The organism is Caulobacter zeae, from assembly GCF_002858925.1.
In the GTDB taxonomy this organism is placed as follows: domain Bacteria; phylum Pseudomonadota; class Alphaproteobacteria; order Caulobacterales; family Caulobacteraceae; genus Caulobacter; species Caulobacter zeae.
In genome coordinates this window covers 15,136-32,979 of sequence record NZ_PJRS01000046.1, presented here as the reverse complement: position 1 = coordinate 32,979, position 17,844 = coordinate 15,136, and the positions used below count along the sequence as shown (strand labels likewise).

Sequence of the window (17,844 nt, the reverse complement as noted above, 5' to 3'; positions counted from 1 at the left end):
GCATGCTTCGACAGGCTCAGGGTGGGGTTTTCAGCCATCCCGGCCTGTCCCTGGTCCTCTTCCTGAGCTTGTCGAAGGACGAGGGCCACGCAGCGCTCAAGCCTGTGGAATGATAGAAAAATTTCTGCCGGCCGTGATTTGGTCGCGGCCGGCGGCAAGACTCGATTAACCGTAACGCCCGACTCTTGCCCCCATGCGCCAGCAGACCGCCCACGCCTTCGCCCGGACCGACCGCTCGCCCCTCGGGGTGTGGTGGTGGACGACCGATCGCTGGCTCTTGGGCGCGACCGCGATCCTGGTCACCCTGGGCGTCCTGCTGTCGTTCGCCTCCAGCCCGGCCGCGGCCCAGCGGATCGGCATCGACGACCAGTTCCATTTCGCCATCCGCCAGCTGGTGTTCGGCGTGGGGGCGGCGACCATCGTGCTGGCCGTGTCGATGCTCAGCCCCAAGGGTATCCGGCGGGCGGCGTTCTTCATCTACATCGTCGCCATCGGCGTCATGGCGGCCCTGCCGTTCATCGGCCACAGCGCCAAGGGCGCGGCACGCTGGCTGATGATCGGCGGCTTCACCTTCCAGCCGTCGGAATTCATGAAGCCGGCCCTGATCATCCTGGTGTCGTGGATGTTCGCCGAGGGCCAGAAGGGCGAGGGCGTGCCCGGCGTGTCGATCGCCTTCGGCCTTTATTTCATCGCCGTGGCGCTGCTGCTGATGCAGCCCGACGTCGGCCAGACCGTGCTGATCACCATCGCCTTCGGGGCTGCGTTCTGGATGGCCGGGGTGCCGATCTCGTGGATCATGGGCCTGGGCGCGGTGGCGCTCGGGGGCCTCGCCTCGACCTATTTCCTGTTCGACCACGTGCACGCCCGCGTGCAGAAGTTCCTCAGCCCCGACCAGGCCGACACCCACCAGGTGACCCGCGCCGCCGAGGCCATCCACGCCGGCGGCCTGTTCGGGCGCGGCCCGGGCGAGGGCGTCATGAAGCGCCACGTGCCCGACCTGCACACCGACTTCATCTATTCGGTCGCCGCCGAGGAGTATGGCCTGGTCTTCTCGCTGGCCCTGATCAGCCTGTTCGCCTTCATCGTGGTGCGCGGGCTCTACAAGTCGATGAAGCTGGCCGACCCCTTCGAGCAGGTCGCTTCGGCCGGGCTTTTCGTTCTCCTGGGCCAGCAGACGTTCATCAATGTCGCTGTGAACTTGAACATGATCCCGACCAAGGGCATGACCCTACCGTTCATCAGCTACGGCGGCTCGTCGATGCTGGCCATGGGGCTCACCCTGGGTATGGCGCTGGCGCTGACGCGCAAGCGGCCCGGGTCCTATGGCGGCGGCGGACCGTTCGGCCAGACCGGCGCCTTCGACTGAAGGCTCTCGGGTTAGGGAGACTGCAGTTGCGTAACACCTTCCTGGTTTCCGCCATGCGTGCGGCGGATCTGGTCTGATGAGCGGCAAGCTGGCGATCGTCGCCGCCGGGGGCACCGGCGGCCACATGTTCCCCGCCCAGGCGCTGTCGGAGGCCCTGATCAGCCGCGGCTGGCGCGTGGTCCTGGCCACCGACGAGCGCGGCGCGTTCTATGCCGACAAGTTCCCGGCTCAGGAGCGGCTGGCCCTGTCAGCCGCTACGGCCAAGGCCGGCGACCCGATCGGCATGATCAAGGCCGGCATCGCCGTCACTCAGGGCGTGTTGCAGGCCAAGCAGGCCTTCGCCCGGCTGAACCCGTCGGTGGTGGTCGGCTTCGGCGGCTATCCGGCGCTGCCGGCGCTGCTGGCGGCGCTGCTGGAAAAGCGCCCGACAGTGATCCACGAGCAGAACGCGGTGCTGGGCCGCGTGAACCGCTTCCTGGCGCCCTATGTCACCGAGGTGGCCTGCGCCTTCCCGACCTTGCAGATGGCCAAGCCGGCCGTGAAGGCCCGCGCCCACGTGGTGGGCAGCCCCGTGCGCCCGGAGATCCGCGACCTGGCGCAGGTCGCCTACCTGCCGCCCGAGGTGCAGCTGCGCATCCTCGTCACCGGCGGCAGCCAGGGCGCGCGCCTGCTGTCGGAGCTGGTGCCCGAGGCCATCGCCAAGCTGCCCGAAGAGATGCGCGGCCGCATGAAGGTGTTCCAGCAGGCTCGCGCCGAGAGCATGGAGCACGCCCGCAAGATCTATCGCAACGCCATGGTCGACTGCGAGGTCGCGCCGTTCTTCCGCGACATGGCCGGGCGCCTGCGCCAGAGCCATATCGTGGTCGGCCGCGCCGGCTCGTCCACCTGCTGCGAGCTGGCCGTGGCCGGCCGCCCGTCGATCCTGGTGCCGCTGAAGATCGCCGCCGACGACCACCAGCGCTTCAACGCCAAGCTGCTGGAGGAGGCCGGCGGCGCGGCCGTGTGCCTGGAGGACGAGCTGACCGTCGACGCCCTGGCCGGGGCGCTGAACGCCCTGCTCAAGAGCCCCGAGCGCCTGGCCCGCATGGCCAAGGGCGCCCGTTCGGTGGCCGTGCCCGACGCGGCCGAGCACCTGGCGGACCTGGTGGAGCGCACCGCGCGTTGAGTTTTGGGGCCCAAGGCGCGGGAACATGCTTAACCCGTCGTTAAGCAACGCGCCCCAAACCCGACATGAAAGCCTGTGACAGTGCCGACACGTTGGAGCTGCGAGAAAGACACATGGACCGCCGCAAGCTGATCCTTTCGGGCATGGCCACGGGCCTGTCCTCCGCCGGCCTGGGCGCCTGCGCCAGCACCTCGCAGCCGCGCAATCCCGATCCGAACGGGCCGGCCTACGACACCGGCGCGGCGGCGACCTATTCGGCCGACGAGATGGTCCGCGCCACGTCGGATTTCCTGGGCGTGACGGCCGAAAGCGCCGGCGCGGCGATCGAGCGGATCTTCCGCGAGCGCGGCCAGCCCACCGGCTATGTGGCCGGCGAGGAGGGCTCGGGCGCCATCGCGGTGGGCCTGCGCTACGGCCGCGGCCTGCTCTACATGAAGGATCGTCCGACCCAGGAAGTGTTCTGGCAGGGCCCGTCGGTGGGTTGGGACTGGGGCGGCAACGCCAGCCGCGTCTTCACCCTCTGCTATAACCTGCAATACCCGGACGCCATCTTCCGCCGTTTCCCCGGCGTCGAGGGCAGCGCCTATCTCGTGGGCGGCCTGGGTGTGAACTACCAGAAGGCCGACACCATCGTCCTTGCCCCGATCCGCGCCGGCGTCGGCCTGCGCCTGGGCGCCAACATCGGCTACCTGGCCTACAGCCGCCAGCGCAACATCCTGCCGTTCTGATACGGCGACCGGTCTTCACCGGCTTCGTCAGAAGCCGGTGAAGTATTCGGCGATCGCCGCGTCGACGGGCTCGAGCTTGAAGTCCGGCGCGGCGGCGCGGTCGAGCGCGTTGCGGATCTGCCAAGCGCTGCGGCCGACGTGCAGCCCCATGCCCCGAAGCTCTCCGACGATGGCCTCGCGCGTGGCCTCGTCCACGGCCTTGTTGCTGCGCAGGCGCGCCTGGTCCAGCCGCCAGCCGAAGATGCCGTCGGGCGTCAGCTCGATCACCGCGCCCGGCTCGGGCAGCCACTCGTAGATGGCGCTGCGCCGGTCGAGCGCGTCGTCGATGTAGTTCTCCAGGCAGTTGCGATAGCGGCGGGCCGCGTCGCGGATGGCCGCCGCGTCCGCCAGCGGTCGCAGCCGCTCGGTGCCCGGATGCGGCGGAGCCGGCGGGTCGAGGCGGAAGTCCTCGGCCACCAGGGCGAACAGGGCCTTGGTGTCGGGCGCGCGAGCCCAGGCGGCGATGCGCTCGGTCAGCACCGCCGGCGACAGGCGACGCGACAGGGCCGCATGCGCCTCGGCCAGCAGCACCGCCTGGGCGGGGCCCATCCGCATCGGTCCTCCGCCGTGGATGCGCACGGCCGGCGGCAGGGCGTCGAGCGTGCGCACCTCGTCGGGCGTGATCGCCGCGGCGTGGCGCAGCCGCTTGGCGGCGGCCGGTTCGGTCAGCAGCGCCAGCAGCACGCGATAGTCGGCGGGGCTCCAGGCGATTTCGCCCAGGTGCTCCAGCGCCCGGCGCAGGCCGTCGGGAGCCGGGTCGAGCACCAGGTGCACGGCCTTGCGCAACGGCTCTTCCAGCAGGCGGGAGACCTCCAGCGGCGCAGGGCCGGCGGGTTCGACCGCCAGCATCAGGCAGACCAGGTGGCGCCGCGCGGCGGGCGCGGTCAGGAACGGCGTATGGGGCGCGGGCCACAGGGTGGCCAGCGTGTCGGCGTAGTCTGGCGCGATCAGGCGCAACAGCGGCGAAGCCGTCGCGGACGGCCCGGCCAGGGGCAGGATGGACATCGAAGAACTCCGGACGCGGCCGGAGCGGCCGCGATCAGCGGTTGGAAGCGGTGGGGCGAAGGGCCGGGCGCGCCTTGGTCGACGCGCGCCATTCCGCCGGCATCGGCGGCTTCAGCTGTGCGACGAGAAAGGTCATGCGGCGGTTCGGCTCCGGAGTTCTGATCGGGAGTGGGCAGATGTCATGCGTCGCGCGCCGCCGCAAGACCGGCGTTCGCCGATCTCGCGCATCGTTCGGTTGCTGTGGCGCTTGCGACACGCCTGGATGGCGTCAGCCCGCGTGCCTGACGGCGTAGCGGAAGACGCGACTTTCGCCCGGCTTCAGCGTCACGCGCCAGGCGACCTGGCCCTGGCGGATGTCGTGCTTGGCCGGTTCGGAGACCACCTTGAAGAACTGGACGTTCGGGTCGTGGCGGATCTCGACCGTGATCGGGATCGACTTGTTGTTGGCCAGGTCGACCTCGTAGGTGCGCCGGACGGTCGTCTTGTCGGCGCGCTTGTCCTCGACCAGGCGAGGTCGCATGCGTACGTCCATGCCCCAGCCGATCGCCAGGTCCACCGGTTCGCCGACCGCCACGTCGCGCACGGCCTGTTCGCCGGCGAAGGCGGGGACGTCGCCTATGGTCTCCATCACCGACAGGGCGCCGGAGGGCAGGGGCTTTCCCAGCCCCTCGGCGGTCTTGTTGTCTAGGCGCAGCACCACCTGCGGGGGGCGCACGGGCTGATCGCCGCCATAGTCGTTCCAGGGGCTGACCAGGGTGACGTAGAGCCGCTGGTAGCGCACGCCCTTCTCGTCGAGGAAGGCCATCTGCTTGGTCTGGCGGGCGGCCACCGTCACCGGTTCGGGGAGGGTGTAGAGCTTGTAGTCGCCCAGATCGGACTGCTGGGCCATGACGCGATTGGCCGCGACGACTCCCCGCATCTCCATGGCCGGCGCGGGGGGCGGCGGAGGCGGGGGCGGAGGCGGCGGGGCCATGGCCGGCATGGCGCCGACATCCATGGCGCCCGCCATGCCCGGCTGGCCATGGGTGGTGGTGTCCATCGGCCAGCAGTCGCGGCGCACGGGGACCACGCGCGGGCGGATGATGTTGACCGGCACGCGCTGAAGCTTGCCCGCCACGAGCTGGGTGGGCGCGTCGGCGAAGCTCGTGCCCGAGCTGTTCATCAGGGTCAGCCAGCCCAGGAGGTCGAGGGTCCGGCCGTCGGGATTGAGGGTGGCGACATAGTCGGCCTGCCAGTTCACGCCGATCGCCAGGTAGGTCAGGGTCAAGGCGTATCGCCCGGCCATCGGCACGTCGATTTCGGCCGAGAGGCTGGGCTTGCTGGACAGGCCCTCCGGAGCGCGGTCGAAGACCAGGCGCTCTGCCCCGCCCGAGCAGCCCAGCACCTCGACGCCATCGGCCGTGCGGACCATCAGGCCGGACGGGCCTTGGACCAGGGTGGCGTCGACGCTGGACTGGCGACCGGTCTCGCGGTTGGTGCGCACCACCTTCACCGGCTTGCCCAATGAGCGCTCGACCAAGGTTCCGGGGCTGAGCAGGGCGTAGTCGTAGTTCCGCTCGACCGCGCCGGAGGGCAGGCCCTCGATGGCCGCGCTCTGGGGGATCAGGCCCTCGGCGACACCGTCGAAGCGCAGGCTGTGGCGGCCGGCCGGCAGCTCGACCGTGCGGGTCTCGCTGACCAGGATCAGGCCTTTCTCGAAGGCCTGCTGCTTCTGCCACGGCGACAGCTTCTGCACCGGTCCCTGGCCGTCGCGATAGAGGGTGACGGCCATGGCCTCGGCGGCGGGCGATGCGATGACCTCGGCCCAAGAGGGGCCGGGGGCGGCGAGGGGGGCAATCAGAAGGGCAAGGGCTGCGAGGGCTGAGCGCGGCAGCAAGGAACCTCCCCCTGTGGGGGAGGCGGTCGCGCAGCGACCGGAGGCGGGCGTGGCAAGGTCAGCAGCCATTCCCCTCACCGTCGCCTTCGGCGACACCTCCCCCACAGGGGGAGTTTCCTTGCGGATCGGGTTAGGGCTCACCAGCCGTTGTCCACCGTGAAGGTCAGGACGGTCTCGCCGTTGGCGGGGACGGGCACGCTCCAGGCCAGGGTGCGGGCGTCGATGCGCCGGCTGGGCAGGCTTTCGTCGGTGACCTTGCCGTCGCGCCACAGGCCGGCCTGGCGCAGCTCGACCGTCACCGCCTCGGGGCGGGCGTTGCGCACCAGGTACTTCATGACGTAGCGCGAGCGGGTCTTGGAGATCTTTTCCTGCGAGACCAGGGTCGCCTGGCTGGAGACGTCGAAGGCCTCGCCGGTCTTGATCGACAGCTCCGAGCCGGCCGAGGTGTGGCCGATGTTGTTCTCGCCGATGAACTTGGGATCGCCCGCCTGGTCGCGCATGTAGACGCGTATGGTCCCGGCCGGCAGCTGGTCGCCCAGGCCCTTCAGCCTGGAATTGCTGAACTGGATGGCGGTGATGGCCTTCTGCGGGTTGGCGTCGCTGGAGAAGCCGTACTCGCGCACCTCGTAGACCTTCTTGGCGGCCACGCCCTGGGCGCTGAGGAAGCCGACCTGCTTGCTCTGGTTCGACGCGATCGTGGTCCGTTCGGGCAGGGGATAGATGTAGTAGTCGGCGATGCGCTCGCGGTCGCTGCCTTCGGTCCCGGCCGAGGTGGCGCCGGCGTTGTAGCCGCCGTTGTTGAACTGGTTGACGTTGCCGGCCACCAGCTGGGTCTGGGCGTTCTCGAAGGCGGTGCCGGCGTTGTTCTGCAGGGTGATCCAGCCTTGCAGGTCCAGCGCGCCCTTCTTCTCGTCGAACAGGGCGACATAGTCGGCCGCCCACGACAGGCCCGAGGTCAGGTAGCTGAGCGTCACCGGCGTGGGGCCGGCCTTCTCGGCGTTGACCGTCACCGACAGGGTGGGGCGCGCGCGCAGGGTCTCGGGCACCTTGTCGAAGATCACCCTGGTGGGCACGCCGTCGTCGCGCAGCACCTCGATGCGGTCGCCGATCTTCAGCACCACGCCCTCGTTGGCGGCCAGGACTGTGGCGGTCTCGGTGGTCTCCTTGCCGTCGCCGGGATTGGTGCGGACGATCTTGATCTGCCGCCCCACCGCCTTCTCCATCAGCTTGTCGGGGGTCAGGAGGTCGTAGTCGAAGTTCTGTTCGACTACGGCCAGGGTGGGCGAGGACAGGCTGACGGTCTCGGGCCGGATGGCGGCCGAGACGTCCTTGAACTCCAGCCGCTGGCGGCCGGCGGCGACGTCGATGGTCCGCTGGTCCTGAACGAGCGCCAGGTTGCTGTTGTAGATGGTGACCGAGACCTTCGGCGCGGTCTGTGCGAGCGCCATCTGGAAGGGGGCGGCGGAAGCGGCGGCCACGCAGGCGGTGGCGAACAAAGCGGCGCGAAGCATCGGCGCGGCGTCTCCCTCTATCGTTGCGGCGAGGTTTCCATGCGCGCGAGGGAATGTCGAGAGATTATGGCTGTAATTTATCGCTCTCCCTGAAGGGGGAGTTGTCGCGGAGCGACTGAGGGGGGAGAAATTACCGGGGCTTGGACTATTACCGGTTCATCAGGGAGCTTCCCCCTCCGGCCCTCCGGCCCTCCGGCCCTCCGGCCCTCCGGGCCGCCTCCCCCTTCAGGGGGAGGGTCGCATTCTACTTCCCCCAAACCTGCGCCAGCCGGCGGTCGCGGCCGCAGCCGGTGCGGTAGAGGTGGTACTCGACGGCGTTGTTCTTGGCGTAGTCGCGGTGATAGGCCTCGGCCGGCCAGAAGGTCTGCAGCGGCAGGATCTGGGCCTTCATCGCGCCGGTCTTCAGCCGCTGGGCGGCGAGCGTGCGCGAGCGTTCGGCGGCGGGGCGCTGCTCGGCGTCGACGAAGACGGCGGGGCGATAGGACGGGCCGCGGTCGCAGAACTGGCCGCCGTCGTCGGTGGGATCCACCAGTTTCCAGTAGCGCGACAGCAGGTAGGCGTACTCGATCTTGGCCGGGTCATAGGTGACGCGGACGGCCTCGTAGTGGCCGCTGCGCTCGCTGGTCACGTCGCGGTAAGTGGGGTTCTTGACGTGGCCGCCGGTGTAGCCGCTCTCGACCTTCACGACGCCGGGGATGCCGCGCATGTCGTTCTCCATGCACCAGAAGCAGCCGCCGGTGAAGACGGCGGTCTTGGTCGCGGCGGAGGCCGAGGCCGGCAGGGCGGCCAGGGGCGCGGCCAGCAGGGCCAGGGCGATGAGGAGGCGACGGATCATGGGCGGTCCTTTCAGAGGCTCGAGATAGGTACGGATCGAGCCGGCGAAAGGATGGAGGCGATCAGCGCCAGCCGTGGCCCACGCCCCGCACCACCGGAACCGACGCCAGGCGTGCGGCCAGAACCTGGGCGCGGTCGTCGCCCTGGTCGTCGATCTCCAGGCGAATGGCGATGTCAGCGCCTTCCGGCCGGGCGGTCAGGGCGCGCAGGCGCACCTGCTGCACGCTGGCCACGCCCAGCACCCGCATCAGGGCCTCGGGCGTGTCCTCGGCGGTCACAAGGAAGAGGCGACATTTGTCGTCTTCCGATTTGAGCTCGCTTACGTCGCCAAGGCTCACGGGCGCACCCACTGGTGTTCCACGCTGGCCGAGTTGACGCCGGGCCAGGCGGCCAGGTCACGGGCGAGCAGGCGGGCGGCCTGGTCGCCGAGGCGACGGACGCGCAAGGAAGCCTCGACCAGCTGGCCGACGGGCTTCAGGGACAGGTTGCACAGCTCGGCGCCGCAGTCGGCCAGGCTCTGGCGGACGGCGTCCAGCGCGCTGGGGGCGTCCTGGGCCGACAGGAACAGCTGGTGGACGGTGACGCCGTCGTCGTCGCTGTGGAAGGCGGGTGGGGAAGGCAGGTAGCTCATGTTCGAAGATCCTTTTGAGTTTGAGGACCGTCGGACCGCGCAACGAAAAAGCCCCGCTCCTTTCGGAGGCGGGGCTTTTTCGGATCTCGTGATCCTTCGGCTTGGTTTTCCAGGGAGGTCCCTAGTCTGCGCGCCGTCTTTGCCCCGTCCTGACAGGCACGGTTTTAATCTGGTTCATCTTCGACATCATGGCGCACCACATCGCAACGCCGGCCGAGAGGCCAGTCGTAAAGAGCGCGATGGTAATCAGGTGCGAGGGCATGGAGTCGGAAGGGGTCCAAGTAGGCTTGCAGGTCAACAGGTAACGCTTGCCGGCCCGCCGCGCAAGCTCTTGCCGCGCGGCGGGCTAAAATGCCTCATGTTGGGCACAAATTAGGCGAGCTCGATCGCCATGGCCGTGGCCTCGCCGCCGCCGATGCACAGCGAAGCCAGGCCGCGCTTGGCCTTGCGGGCCTGAAGCGCCGAGATCAGCGTGCACAGAATGCGGGCGCCGGACGCGCCGATCGGGTGGCCCAGGGCGCAGGCGCCGCCGTTGACGTTCAGCTTGTCGTCGGGGATGCCCAGCTCCTTCTGGGCGATCATGGCGACCACGGCGAAGGCCTCGTTGACCTCGAAGAGGTCGACGTCGGCGATGCTCCAGCCGGCGCGGTCCAGGGCCTTCTTCATGGCCGGCACCGGGGCGGTCGTGAAGAGGCCCGGCTCGTGGGCGTGGGCGGCGTGGCTGACCACGGTGGCCACCACCGGCAGGCCCAGGGCCTCGGCGACGCTCTTGCGGGTCATGACCAGGGCGGCCGCGCCGTCGCTGATCGACGACGAATTGGCCGCCGTGATCGCCCCGTCGCGCGAGAAGGCCGGGCGCAGGGTGGGGATCTTGGCCGGATCGGCCTTCAGCGGCTGCTCGTCCCTGTCGACGGTCTCGGCGCCCTTGCGGGTGGTGACCGTCACCGGCGCGATCTCGGCGGCGAAGGCGCCGCCCTCGACGGCGGCCTTGGCCTTGGCGAGACCCTTGGTGGCGTAGTCGTCCATGGCCTCGCGTGTGAACTGGTAGTCGGCCGCGGTGTCCTCGGCGAAGGCGCCCATCAGCTTGCCGGGGCTGTAGGCGTCCTCGAGGCCGTCGAGGTACATCGAATCCCAGATCTGGTCGTGGCCGATGCGGGCCCCGCCGCGGTGCTTGGCCATCAGGTACGGCGCGCCCGTCATGCTTTCCATGCCGCCGGCGACGATGACGTCGGCGCTGCCGGCCAGCAGGGCGTCGTGAGCCATGATCGCGGCCTGCATGCCGCTGCCGCACATCTTGTTGACGGTGGTGGCCTCGACCGACTTGGGCAGGCCAGCGCCCAGGGCGGCCTGGCGGGCGGGCGCCTGGCCAAGGCCGGCCGGCAGCACGCAGCCCATGATGATCTGGTCGACCTTGTCGCCGGCGACGCCGGCGCGCTCCAGCGCTGCCCTGACGGCGGTCGCGCCCAGCTCGGTGGCCTTCACCCCGCCCAGCGCGCCCTGGAAGCCGCCCATCGGCGTGCGGGCGAAGCTGACGATCACCACAGGATCGGCGCGATTGGACATGGACGAACTCCCGATACGTTTGTTTTGCGGTGGAATAGGCCCTCTATCGGCCCGTATGCGCAAGTGTCTTGCGTACGCGTTTGGCGCAAGAAGCGGCCGGCGGCGGAAGGGCGGCTCCCGTCGTCGGCCGGAAAGTCGAGCAATGAACCGAGAGAGTCAATTGCAATAAAAAACCTACTCGAGTTCGTACTGAAAAGCAACGGCCCTTGCATTCCTTCGCGGAACGCCGCACCTTCGCATCCATGGGCCGCACCGCCGACTATAGCCAGCAACGCTGCGCCATCGCCGCCACCCTCGAGGTCGTCGGCGATCCCTGGACCCTGCTGATCCTGCGCGACGCCTTCCAGGGCGTGCGGCGCTTCGAGCAGTGGCAGGAGCGCCTGGGCGTGGCGCGCAACGTGCTGGCCGCGCGGCTGAGAAGCCTGGTCGGCAACGGGGTGATGGAGACGCGCCGCTATTCGGAGCGCCCGCCGCGCCACGAATACGTGCTGACCGCCAAGGGGCGCGACCTGTCGAACGTGCTGCTGACCATGGCCGAGTGGGGCGATCGCCACGTCTATGGCGTGGGCAATGGCCCGGTGCACTTCGTGCACAAGGCCTGCGGCTGCGACTTCCATCCCAAGCTGGCCTGCGAGGCCTGCGGCCAGGTGGTCGATGGCCGCGACCTGTCACGGGTGATCCACGAAGATCCCGGCCCGACGGTGGCGCAGGCCCTGGAAGCTGTCGCGGTGAAGGTGGCGGCCGAGTAGGGCCCTTTAAGACTGCTCGCGGTCCATCTTGTCGCGCAGGCTCTTGGGCCGCATGTCGGTCCAGACGTTCTTGATGAACTCCAGACACTGGCTCTTGGGGCCCGTGAAGCCGGCGCTGCGCCAGCCTAGCGGCGGTTCGCGCTCAGCCGGCCAGATCGAGTACTGCTCCTCGTGGTTCACCACCACTGTGTAGAGCGTGTTGTCTTCCTGCTCGTGCATGGCCCCCCCCGCCTTGATCCGCACCTGAGCGGCCCAAGCTCGGCCGGGCGGCGTCGGCTGTCAATCTGGGGTCGGTGCGCGTGCGCAGCGCCTGGAAGGGTTGCGGTCTTGCGAACGGGATTCTGGGGGTAACCGCCGGGCGTCCACAGCCAAGTTAACGGCAAGGCTTGAATCGCCGGAACGCGCGCGAAACGAATCGGGACCGAATCGCTGACACGGTCCGATTCGGGATTTGTTCCCTACAAGCTATTGTAGCTTAACGCCCGTTAACCACAATGACGTTCCCTGAGCGATGTTTGGCGAGCGCAGTCAGTCGACGTTGGCGGGGCAGGTGGCGGCCAAGCGCTTGGCGCTCATCACGCCGGCGATGGGCAGGCCGTTGATGGTCTTCATCTTCACGTCGAGCTTGAAGCTCTCTGGCGTGTAGCTGCCCTTGGCGCTGACCGGGGCTACGCGGCCCTTCTTGTCGGTCCACGTGCCCTTCAGGGCGATCTTGCCGTCGTCGACCTGGTTGGTGGTGTAGTCGCACTTGTAGCGGCGGGTGCAGATGCCCTTGGAGAACTGGGCGGCGTCGGCCGGCTTGATGCACTTGTCCTCGCTGCCGGCCGGGATGATGCCGATCCGGTAGCTGTATTCCCAGTGACCGGGCAGAATCGTCGACTTCGGCGCGGCGGCCTTCGCCGGCGCGGTCGCGGTGAATCCCACGGCCAGGGCGGCCAGGGAAGCGGCGATGGCGGGGACGGCGAGGGCGATAGGGCGCATGCGGTCGAACTCCTTCATGGCCGCGTATATAGGAAGGCGCAGATGAACCGCGATTGAAGGCGAGGTGATGGCGGGCGTTCAAGCCCATGCGCCTTGACTCTGGCAGGCTCCATCGCCTATACGGCCCCCTCTCGCGCGGCGGACCTGTCCGGAAGCGCGCCTGACATTATGTTCGCGGGGCCTTCGGCTTCGCCTAGCCCAAGGTACTCGTCATGTCGCGCCGTTGCGAACTCACGGGCGTCGGTCCGATGATCGGCCACAACGTGAGCCACTCGAACATCAAGACCAAGCGCCGCTTCCTGCCGGCTCTTTCGCCTGCCACGCTGCAGTCGGAATCGCTGGGTCAATCCTTCAAGCTGCGCATCAGCAACGCTGCCCTGCGCACCCTCGACTTCAAGGGCGGCCTGGACGTGTTCCTACTGGGCGCCAAGGACGAGCAGCTGTCGCCGCGCGCCCTGAAGATCAAGGCCCAGGTGAAGGCCAAGGCCAAGGCCGCCGCCCAGGCCGCCTAAGCCTTTCGACCCTCCAGTCCTCAGGATTGGCGGTCGAATACGAAAAGCCCGCCAGGTTCGCCTGGCGGGCTTTTTCGCGTTTCTCACCCAGGACCCTCTCTCAAAGAGCGAGGAAAACAAAAAAGCCGCCGTCGCGGGGCGACGGCGGCTCTTGAAGCCTTGGAGGGCTGGTCGCGCCTTAGCGGGCGGCCACTTCCAGCGGCTTGGCCGGGTTGGCGGCGTTGTAGGCGATCAGGTCGGCGTCGCCGAGCTTGGCCACGGCGTCGTTGACCGACGAGCGGACGCAGGCCGGGTACAGGTACATGGCCAGCGACTCGCCGCGGACGTCCTGCCAGCAGACGGTCGAGGCGGCCTTGACGATGTCGGCGCGGACGTCGGCGGCGGCGCGGCCGGCGACCTTGACGCGGACTTCGGCGGCGCCGGCCGGAGCGGCGGCCAGCAGGGCCAGGGCGGAGAGAGCGAGAGCGGCGGAGCGGATCATCGGGATGGATTCCAGGTCGGGCGGCGCCTTAAGCGCACGGTTCATATCGACCGCTTCCCGACGCGTTCCTCCGGCGACTGGTCCAGGATCTCGCCCGCTCTGTCGCCGGAGAACAGCCATAGCTCATCGATGATCAGTTATCAACAGTCATGTTGCCGCAACTCTTGGGTGAAGTCATTGATTTCACGCGCTTGTTACCGGTGTCATGATCTGTGCTCCAGGCAAGCAAAAGCCCGCGGAGCGGGGGCTCCGCGGGCTCTGGTCCCGTTGGGTGCTAAGGCTTGAAGCGCTTAGCGGGCCGAGGCGGTCTTGATCAGACCGTTCGGACGCCATTGGGTCTTGTCGTAGGCGGTCAGGGTCGGGCTGCCGACCTTTTCGACGGCGGCGCGGGCCACGTCGCGGATGCAGTAGGGCAGCACGTCGGCGCCGTAGGTGGTCGAGCCGTTGTCTTCCTGGCACACCGAGGTGGCGGCCTTGACGATGTCGGCGTGCACGGCGGCGGTGGTGCGGCCGGCGACCTTCACGGTGACTTCACCGGCGAAAGCGGCGGGGGCGCTCAGGAGAGCGATGGCCGAAGCGGCCAGAACAAACACACGTTGCATTTCAGTCATTCCGGAAAGGGGGTTGGGATCAACCTCCTCCCGATGCGTTCCTCTGACGGCCGACCGGATCTCGCCAGTTCGTCGCCGTCACGAACTAGATAGTTCTGACAGCGTTGTCATATCAAGCGCCTTTTTGGCTCCCGGTGTCAATTTTTTGCGACGCCGGCGAACGGTGCGTGCGCAAAAGGCAGACTGTGCAGCAAATAAGCGCCTCAAAACCTGTTAGTTTCAGGTGAAATTATCCTCATCCGCGGTTCCCGCGCGCGACGCTGGACCCGACTTTCGGCGATCGGCGGGAAGGTCCTGGCCCCGATGGCGGCGGTGCTTAGCAGGGCCGCCCAACAGGCGATCCTTGGCCTTCGGGCGAAGCGGGCGATCCGCCGCTGTTGCCGGTGCGCCACAGGGGCTGGCGGCTTTTCGCCGTGATTCCGGCGGGGTAGGAGGCGCGACTCGGTCGGGCCTGGCGTCAGCGCTAGCGGAAGGTGCGCTTCCGACGGCGCCAGGCCCAGGTCGCCAGACAGATCATGGCCACCAGGACGCTCATGATCAGCAGGCGGGTCGGGAAGTGGCGGACGGCGTCCATGAAGCCGTCGTCGAAGACGTCGAACAGGAACTGTCCGCCCAGGATCGGCAGCGCCAGAAGCGGATATTTGGACAGGTCCCAACGCATGGGCTCAACCTAGCGCACGGCGAAGCCGTGGCAAGAAGCGGCCGGACTATGCGGGCTCAGCGACGCTTCTTCTTTGGGGAAGCAGGTGGCAGCGCGGGCTGCGGCGGCGGCGGGGTCCAGTCGAAGGCCAGCAGCAGGGTGCGCTGGTTCATCGAGCCGCCGTTGTCGTCCGACAGTAGATAGATCCGCGTGGCGCCATTGGGGCCGGCCGCCAGGGCGATGCCCTCGAAATTGTCGCGGGTGACCTGGCCGTCCAGCATCAGGGTGGCCAGCGGGTACTGCTTGGCCGCCGGCAGCAGCGGGTCGGGCAGGAACCGCACCTGGGCGCGCCAGCCGCGCACAGGGTCGTAGGCGCGGTGCAGGGTGGCCAGCGCCTTGCCCTGGAAGGCGGCGAAGCCCGACAGGCCCCAGGTGAAGTCGTTGGGCGTCTGCGGGGCGATCGACTGGCAGCTGGCCGACAGCCGGCACAACCAGGCCTCGCCCTCCTCGCCGCCGACGAGGTAGGCGTCGGGGCCGGCGGCCGGATAGGCGGTGATCGCCTCCATGCCCTCGTTGTCGGGGAAGACGGTGGCGGGCTTGGGCGCGACCGCCGGCCGGCTCCACTGGCCGTCGGCGCCGACGGCGTAGCGCCAGATGCGGTGATCGCGCTCGAAGCTGACCAGGCGTTCGCCGTTTGGCAGGCGGGCCAGGCCCTCGGCGTCGCCCTCGGACTTGCCGCGCAGGCCCTCGCCGTCGACGCCCAGCAGGGGCGACAGCTTGCCGTTCGTCAGGCCGACCAGGCGTCCATTGGCGTCGAGCTGGAGCTTGGCCGAGAAGCGGTCGCCGTCGTCGGTGATCGCCTCCAGGCCGTTGTCGTCGGTGAGGATCAGGTCCGACAGGCCGTGCAGGCGGCTGGTGTCGGCGCTGGTGACGTGGATGCCGCCGGCATAGACGAAGCGGCCCACGGCGGTCTGGCTGGCGTCCGAGGCGTTCAGCGGCACGGGCGCGACGGTCAGGCCGATCTCTGGGCCGACCTTGACCGGGGCGGCGGGCAGCACGACGGGCGGCGGCGGTGCCGGCTTGGGCCCGCACTGGGCCAGCATGCCGCCGGCCAGGCCCATGACGAGCAGGCTGCGCAGTCCGATCACGCCGAAACCTTGCGGGCGGCCTTGGGAGCCTGGGGCACGACGGTGGGCGGCGGCGGCAACAGGCCGCGGGCGCGAACCGCGGTGCGCGGCTCCTCGTCGAACAGGGCGGCCAGCTGCTCGACCAGCACCCCGCCCAGCTGCTCGACGTCGACGATGGTGACGGCGCGGCGGTAGTAGCGGGTGACGTCGTGGCCGATGCCGATGGCGATCAGCTCGACCGGGCTCTTGCCCTCGATCTCGGCGATGACCTGCCGCAAATGCCGCTCCAGATAGTGGCCCGAATTGACGCTCAGGGTGGAGTCGTCCACCGGCGCGCCGTCGGAAATCACCATCAGAATGCGGCGGGCTTCGGGCCGGCCGATGATCCGCTGGTGCGCCCACATCAGGGCCTCGCCGTCGATGTTCTCCTTGAGGAGCCCCTCGCGCATCATCAGGCCCAGGTTCTTGCGGGCCCGGCGCCAGGGCGCGTCCGCGGCCTTGTAGACGATGTGGCGCAGGTCGTTCAGGCGGCCGGGCGAGGGCGGCTTGCCGGACTTGATCCATTCGTCGCGGCTGGTCCCGCCCTTCCAGGCGCGGGTGGTGAAGCCCAGCACCTCGGTCTTGACGCCGCAGCGCTCCAGCGTGCGGGCCAGGATGTCCGCGCAGACGGCCGCGACCATGATCGGACGGCCGCGCATCGAGCCGGAATTGTCGATCAGCAGGGTCACGACCGTGTCGCGGAACTCCTGGTCCTCTTCCTGCTTGAAGGACAGCGGCGCGGTGGGGTCGATGATCACCCGCGTCAGGCGGGCGACGTCGAGCATCCCTTCCTCGAGATCGAAGGTCCAGGCGCGGTTCTGCTGGGCCAGGAGGCGGCGTTGCAGCTTGTTGGCCAGGCGCGAGACGACGCTGGAAAGGGCCGACAGCTGCTGGTCGAGATAGGCGCGCAAGCGGGTCAGCTCGTCCGGATCGCACAGCTCCTCGGCCGAGACCACCTCGTCATAGGCCGTGGTGAACACCTTGTAGGCCGGCTCGCCGCCCTTGTCGGCCGACGGATCGGGACGGGCCGGCTTGGCGCCGTCGCCCATGTCGGGCGTCTCTTCGCTGTCCTGGGCCTCGCCTTCCTGGTCGGACTGGACGATCTCCTCGTCGCCGGCCTGGCTTTCGCGGTCGGAGGCCTCGCTTTCCTGCGGCGAGGAGCCGTCGGTCTGCTCGCCCTCGCCATCGCCCTGATCGTCGTCGGCGGTGTCGGTGGGGTTTTCGTCGTCGCCCTCGTCTTCATCCGAGGACTCGGTCGCGTCGTTGACGTCGTCGCCGAGGTCGAGATCGCGCAGGATCTGGCGGGTGACCTTGGCGAAGGCGGCCTGGTCGTCGACGGCGGCGGCCAGCCGGTCCAGGTCCTTGCCGGCCTTGCCCTCGATGTCGGCGCGCAGGATCTCGACCAGGGCCTTGGCGCCGTCGGGCGGAGCGTCGCCGGTCAGGCGCTCGCGCACCATCAGGCCCAGGATCTCGGCCATGGGGGCGTTGTTGCGGTCGAAGGCGACGGCTCGGGTCAGGCCCTGCTTTTCGAGGCGGGTCTCCAGCACCGTCGTCAGGTTGGCGCGCACGCCGCCCAGGGCGTTGGCGCCGATGGCCTCGATGCGGGCCTGCTCCAGCGACTCGTAGATCGCCTGGGCGTCGGGCGCGGCCGGACGCGAGCGGGCGTGGGTCGACGGGTCATGGTGGGCCAGGCGCAGGGCGATCTGGTCGGCCATGCCGCGCAGGCGGGCGGCGTCGGGGCCGGACAGGTCGCGGGGCGGATGCGGCAGCACCGCGCGGTTGCCCACGAGGCCCGGCGACTCGCCGGAAAACACGATCTCGAGGTCCGGCGTCTCGGCGAGCGAGCGGGCGGCGTGCGCGAGGGCGCGCTTGAAGGGTTCGGTCGGGTTCTCGGGCTTGGCGGCCATGGCTTTGGAGTTAGCGGCGCGGGCCGGCGAACACAAGGAACGACGCGCGCCAAGGCGACGTTGATCCTGTGAAGCCTGC

The 17,844-nt window shown here is 69.1% G+C and carries 19 protein-coding genes; 5 read left to right on the top strand and 14 right to left on the bottom strand.

Features of this window, described 5'->3' with window-relative positions:
* Positions 1–193 precede the first annotated feature (193 nt).
* The 3 genes from ftsW (at position 194) to SGCZBJ_RS22050 (ending at position 3,259) form a co-directional block, all read left to right on the top strand.
* On the top strand, positions 194–1,366 hold the full coding sequence (gene ftsW, locus SGCZBJ_RS22060) for a putative lipid II flippase FtsW (RefSeq protein ID WP_101720078.1): 1,173 nt from the start codon (positions 194–196) through the stop codon (positions 1,364–1,366).
* A 76-nt stretch (positions 1,367–1,442) separates the two neighbouring features.
* A complete protein-coding gene (gene murG, locus SGCZBJ_RS22055; RefSeq protein WP_101720077.1) occupies positions 1,443–2,531 on the top strand; it encodes an undecaprenyldiphospho-muramoylpentapeptide beta-N-acetylglucosaminyltransferase in 1,089 nt (362 codons plus the stop codon).
* Between the two features lie 113 nt (positions 2,532–2,644).
* Positions 2,645–3,259: a DUF1134 domain-containing protein gene (locus SGCZBJ_RS22050; protein WP_101720076.1), complete on the top strand. Its 615-nt coding sequence runs from the start codon at positions 2,645–2,647 to the stop codon at positions 3,257–3,259.
* Between the two features lie 27 nt (positions 3,260–3,286).
* Here SGCZBJ_RS22050 and SGCZBJ_RS22045 read toward each other — a convergent pair whose 3' ends face one another.
* The 7 genes from SGCZBJ_RS22045 to SGCZBJ_RS22015 form a co-directional block, all read right to left on the bottom strand.
* Positions 3,287–4,303, bottom strand: coding sequence for a hypothetical protein (locus tag SGCZBJ_RS22045; protein WP_101720075.1), 1,017 nt, complete (start codon positions 4,301–4,303; stop codon positions 3,287–3,289).
* Between the two features lie 268 nt (positions 4,304–4,571).
* Positions 4,572–6,074 carry a DUF4139 domain-containing protein gene (locus tag SGCZBJ_RS22040; RefSeq protein ID WP_101720074.1) on the bottom strand — a complete coding sequence of 501 codons (1,503 nt, stop codon included), beginning with the start codon at positions 6,072–6,074 and terminating at the stop codon, positions 4,572–4,574.
* A 242-nt stretch (positions 6,075–6,316) separates the two neighbouring features.
* Complete coding sequence (locus SGCZBJ_RS22035) at positions 6,317–7,690, bottom strand: DUF4139 domain-containing protein (protein WP_101720073.1); 1,374 nt, start codon at positions 7,688–7,690, stop codon at positions 6,317–6,319.
* A 244-nt stretch (positions 7,691–7,934) separates the two neighbouring features.
* Positions 7,935–8,525, bottom strand: coding sequence for a peptide-methionine (S)-S-oxide reductase MsrA (msrA, locus tag SGCZBJ_RS22030; protein WP_101720072.1), 591 nt, complete (start codon positions 8,523–8,525; stop codon positions 7,935–7,937).
* A gap of 61 nt (positions 8,526–8,586) precedes the next feature.
* Entirely contained in the window at positions 8,587–8,874 is a 288-nt protein-coding gene (locus SGCZBJ_RS22025) for an ACT domain-containing protein (protein ID WP_240621607.1), read from the bottom strand.
* Positions 8,859–9,155, bottom strand: coding sequence for a hypothetical protein (locus tag SGCZBJ_RS22020; RefSeq protein ID WP_101715332.1), 297 nt, complete (start codon positions 9,153–9,155; stop codon positions 8,859–8,861). Before SGCZBJ_RS22020 ends, SGCZBJ_RS22025 begins: the two co-directional genes overlap by 16 nt.
* A 372-nt stretch (positions 9,156–9,527) precedes the next feature.
* On the bottom strand, positions 9,528–10,718 hold the full coding sequence (locus SGCZBJ_RS22015) for an acetyl-CoA C-acyltransferase (protein WP_101720070.1): 1,191 nt from the start codon (positions 10,716–10,718) through the stop codon (positions 9,528–9,530).
* 242 nt (positions 10,719–10,960) lie between these two features.
* On the opposite strand from SGCZBJ_RS22015, the gene SGCZBJ_RS22010 reads away from it, so the two are divergent.
* Complete coding sequence (locus tag SGCZBJ_RS22010; RefSeq protein ID WP_101720222.1) at positions 10,961–11,467, top strand: winged helix-turn-helix transcriptional regulator; 507 nt, start codon at positions 10,961–10,963, stop codon at positions 11,465–11,467.
* Between the two features lie 6 nt (positions 11,468–11,473).
* Here SGCZBJ_RS22010 and SGCZBJ_RS22005 read toward each other — a convergent pair whose 3' ends face one another.
* Positions 11,474–11,686 (bottom strand): MbtH family protein, encoded by a 213-nt coding sequence (locus SGCZBJ_RS22005; protein WP_101720069.1) that lies wholly within the window; start codon positions 11,684–11,686, stop codon positions 11,474–11,476.
* Positions 11,687–11,995: 309 nt separating this feature from the next.
* Positions 11,996–12,448 carry a DUF3617 domain-containing protein gene (locus SGCZBJ_RS22000; protein ID WP_101720221.1) on the bottom strand — a complete coding sequence of 151 codons (453 nt, stop codon included), beginning with the start codon at positions 12,446–12,448 and terminating at the stop codon, positions 11,996–11,998.
* 212 nt (positions 12,449–12,660) lie between these two features.
* On the opposite strand from SGCZBJ_RS22000, the gene rpmB reads away from it, so the two are divergent.
* Complete coding sequence (rpmB, locus tag SGCZBJ_RS21995; protein ID WP_101715328.1) at positions 12,661–12,960, top strand: 50S ribosomal protein L28; 300 nt, start codon at positions 12,661–12,663, stop codon at positions 12,958–12,960.
* 178 nt (positions 12,961–13,138) lie between these two features.
* Here rpmB and SGCZBJ_RS21990 read toward each other — a convergent pair whose 3' ends face one another.
* The 5 genes from SGCZBJ_RS21990 to cobT all read right to left on the bottom strand — a co-directional run bounded on the left by SGCZBJ_RS21990 (position 13,139) and on the right by cobT (position 17,765).
* Positions 13,139–13,441: a hypothetical protein gene (locus SGCZBJ_RS21990; protein ID WP_101720220.1), complete on the bottom strand. Its 303-nt coding sequence runs from the start codon at positions 13,439–13,441 to the stop codon at positions 13,139–13,141.
* A 290-nt stretch (positions 13,442–13,731) separates the two neighbouring features.
* Positions 13,732–14,043 (bottom strand): hypothetical protein, encoded by a 312-nt coding sequence (locus SGCZBJ_RS21985; protein WP_058346490.1) that lies wholly within the window; start codon positions 14,041–14,043, stop codon positions 13,732–13,734.
* A 472-nt stretch (positions 14,044–14,515) separates the two neighbouring features.
* Positions 14,516–14,713, bottom strand: a complete 198-nt coding sequence (locus SGCZBJ_RS21980) for a hypothetical protein (protein ID WP_101720068.1) — start codon at positions 14,711–14,713, stop codon at positions 14,516–14,518.
* A gap of 56 nt (positions 14,714–14,769) precedes the next feature.
* Entirely contained in the window at positions 14,770–15,840 is a 1,071-nt protein-coding gene (locus SGCZBJ_RS21975) for an esterase-like activity of phytase family protein (RefSeq protein ID WP_101720067.1), read from the bottom strand.
* Positions 15,837–17,765: a cobaltochelatase subunit CobT gene (gene cobT, locus SGCZBJ_RS21970; protein WP_101720066.1), complete on the bottom strand. Its 1,929-nt coding sequence runs from the start codon at positions 17,763–17,765 to the stop codon at positions 15,837–15,839. Before cobT ends, SGCZBJ_RS21975 begins: the two co-directional genes overlap by 4 nt.
* Between the last annotated feature and the right edge of the window lie 79 nt (positions 17,766–17,844).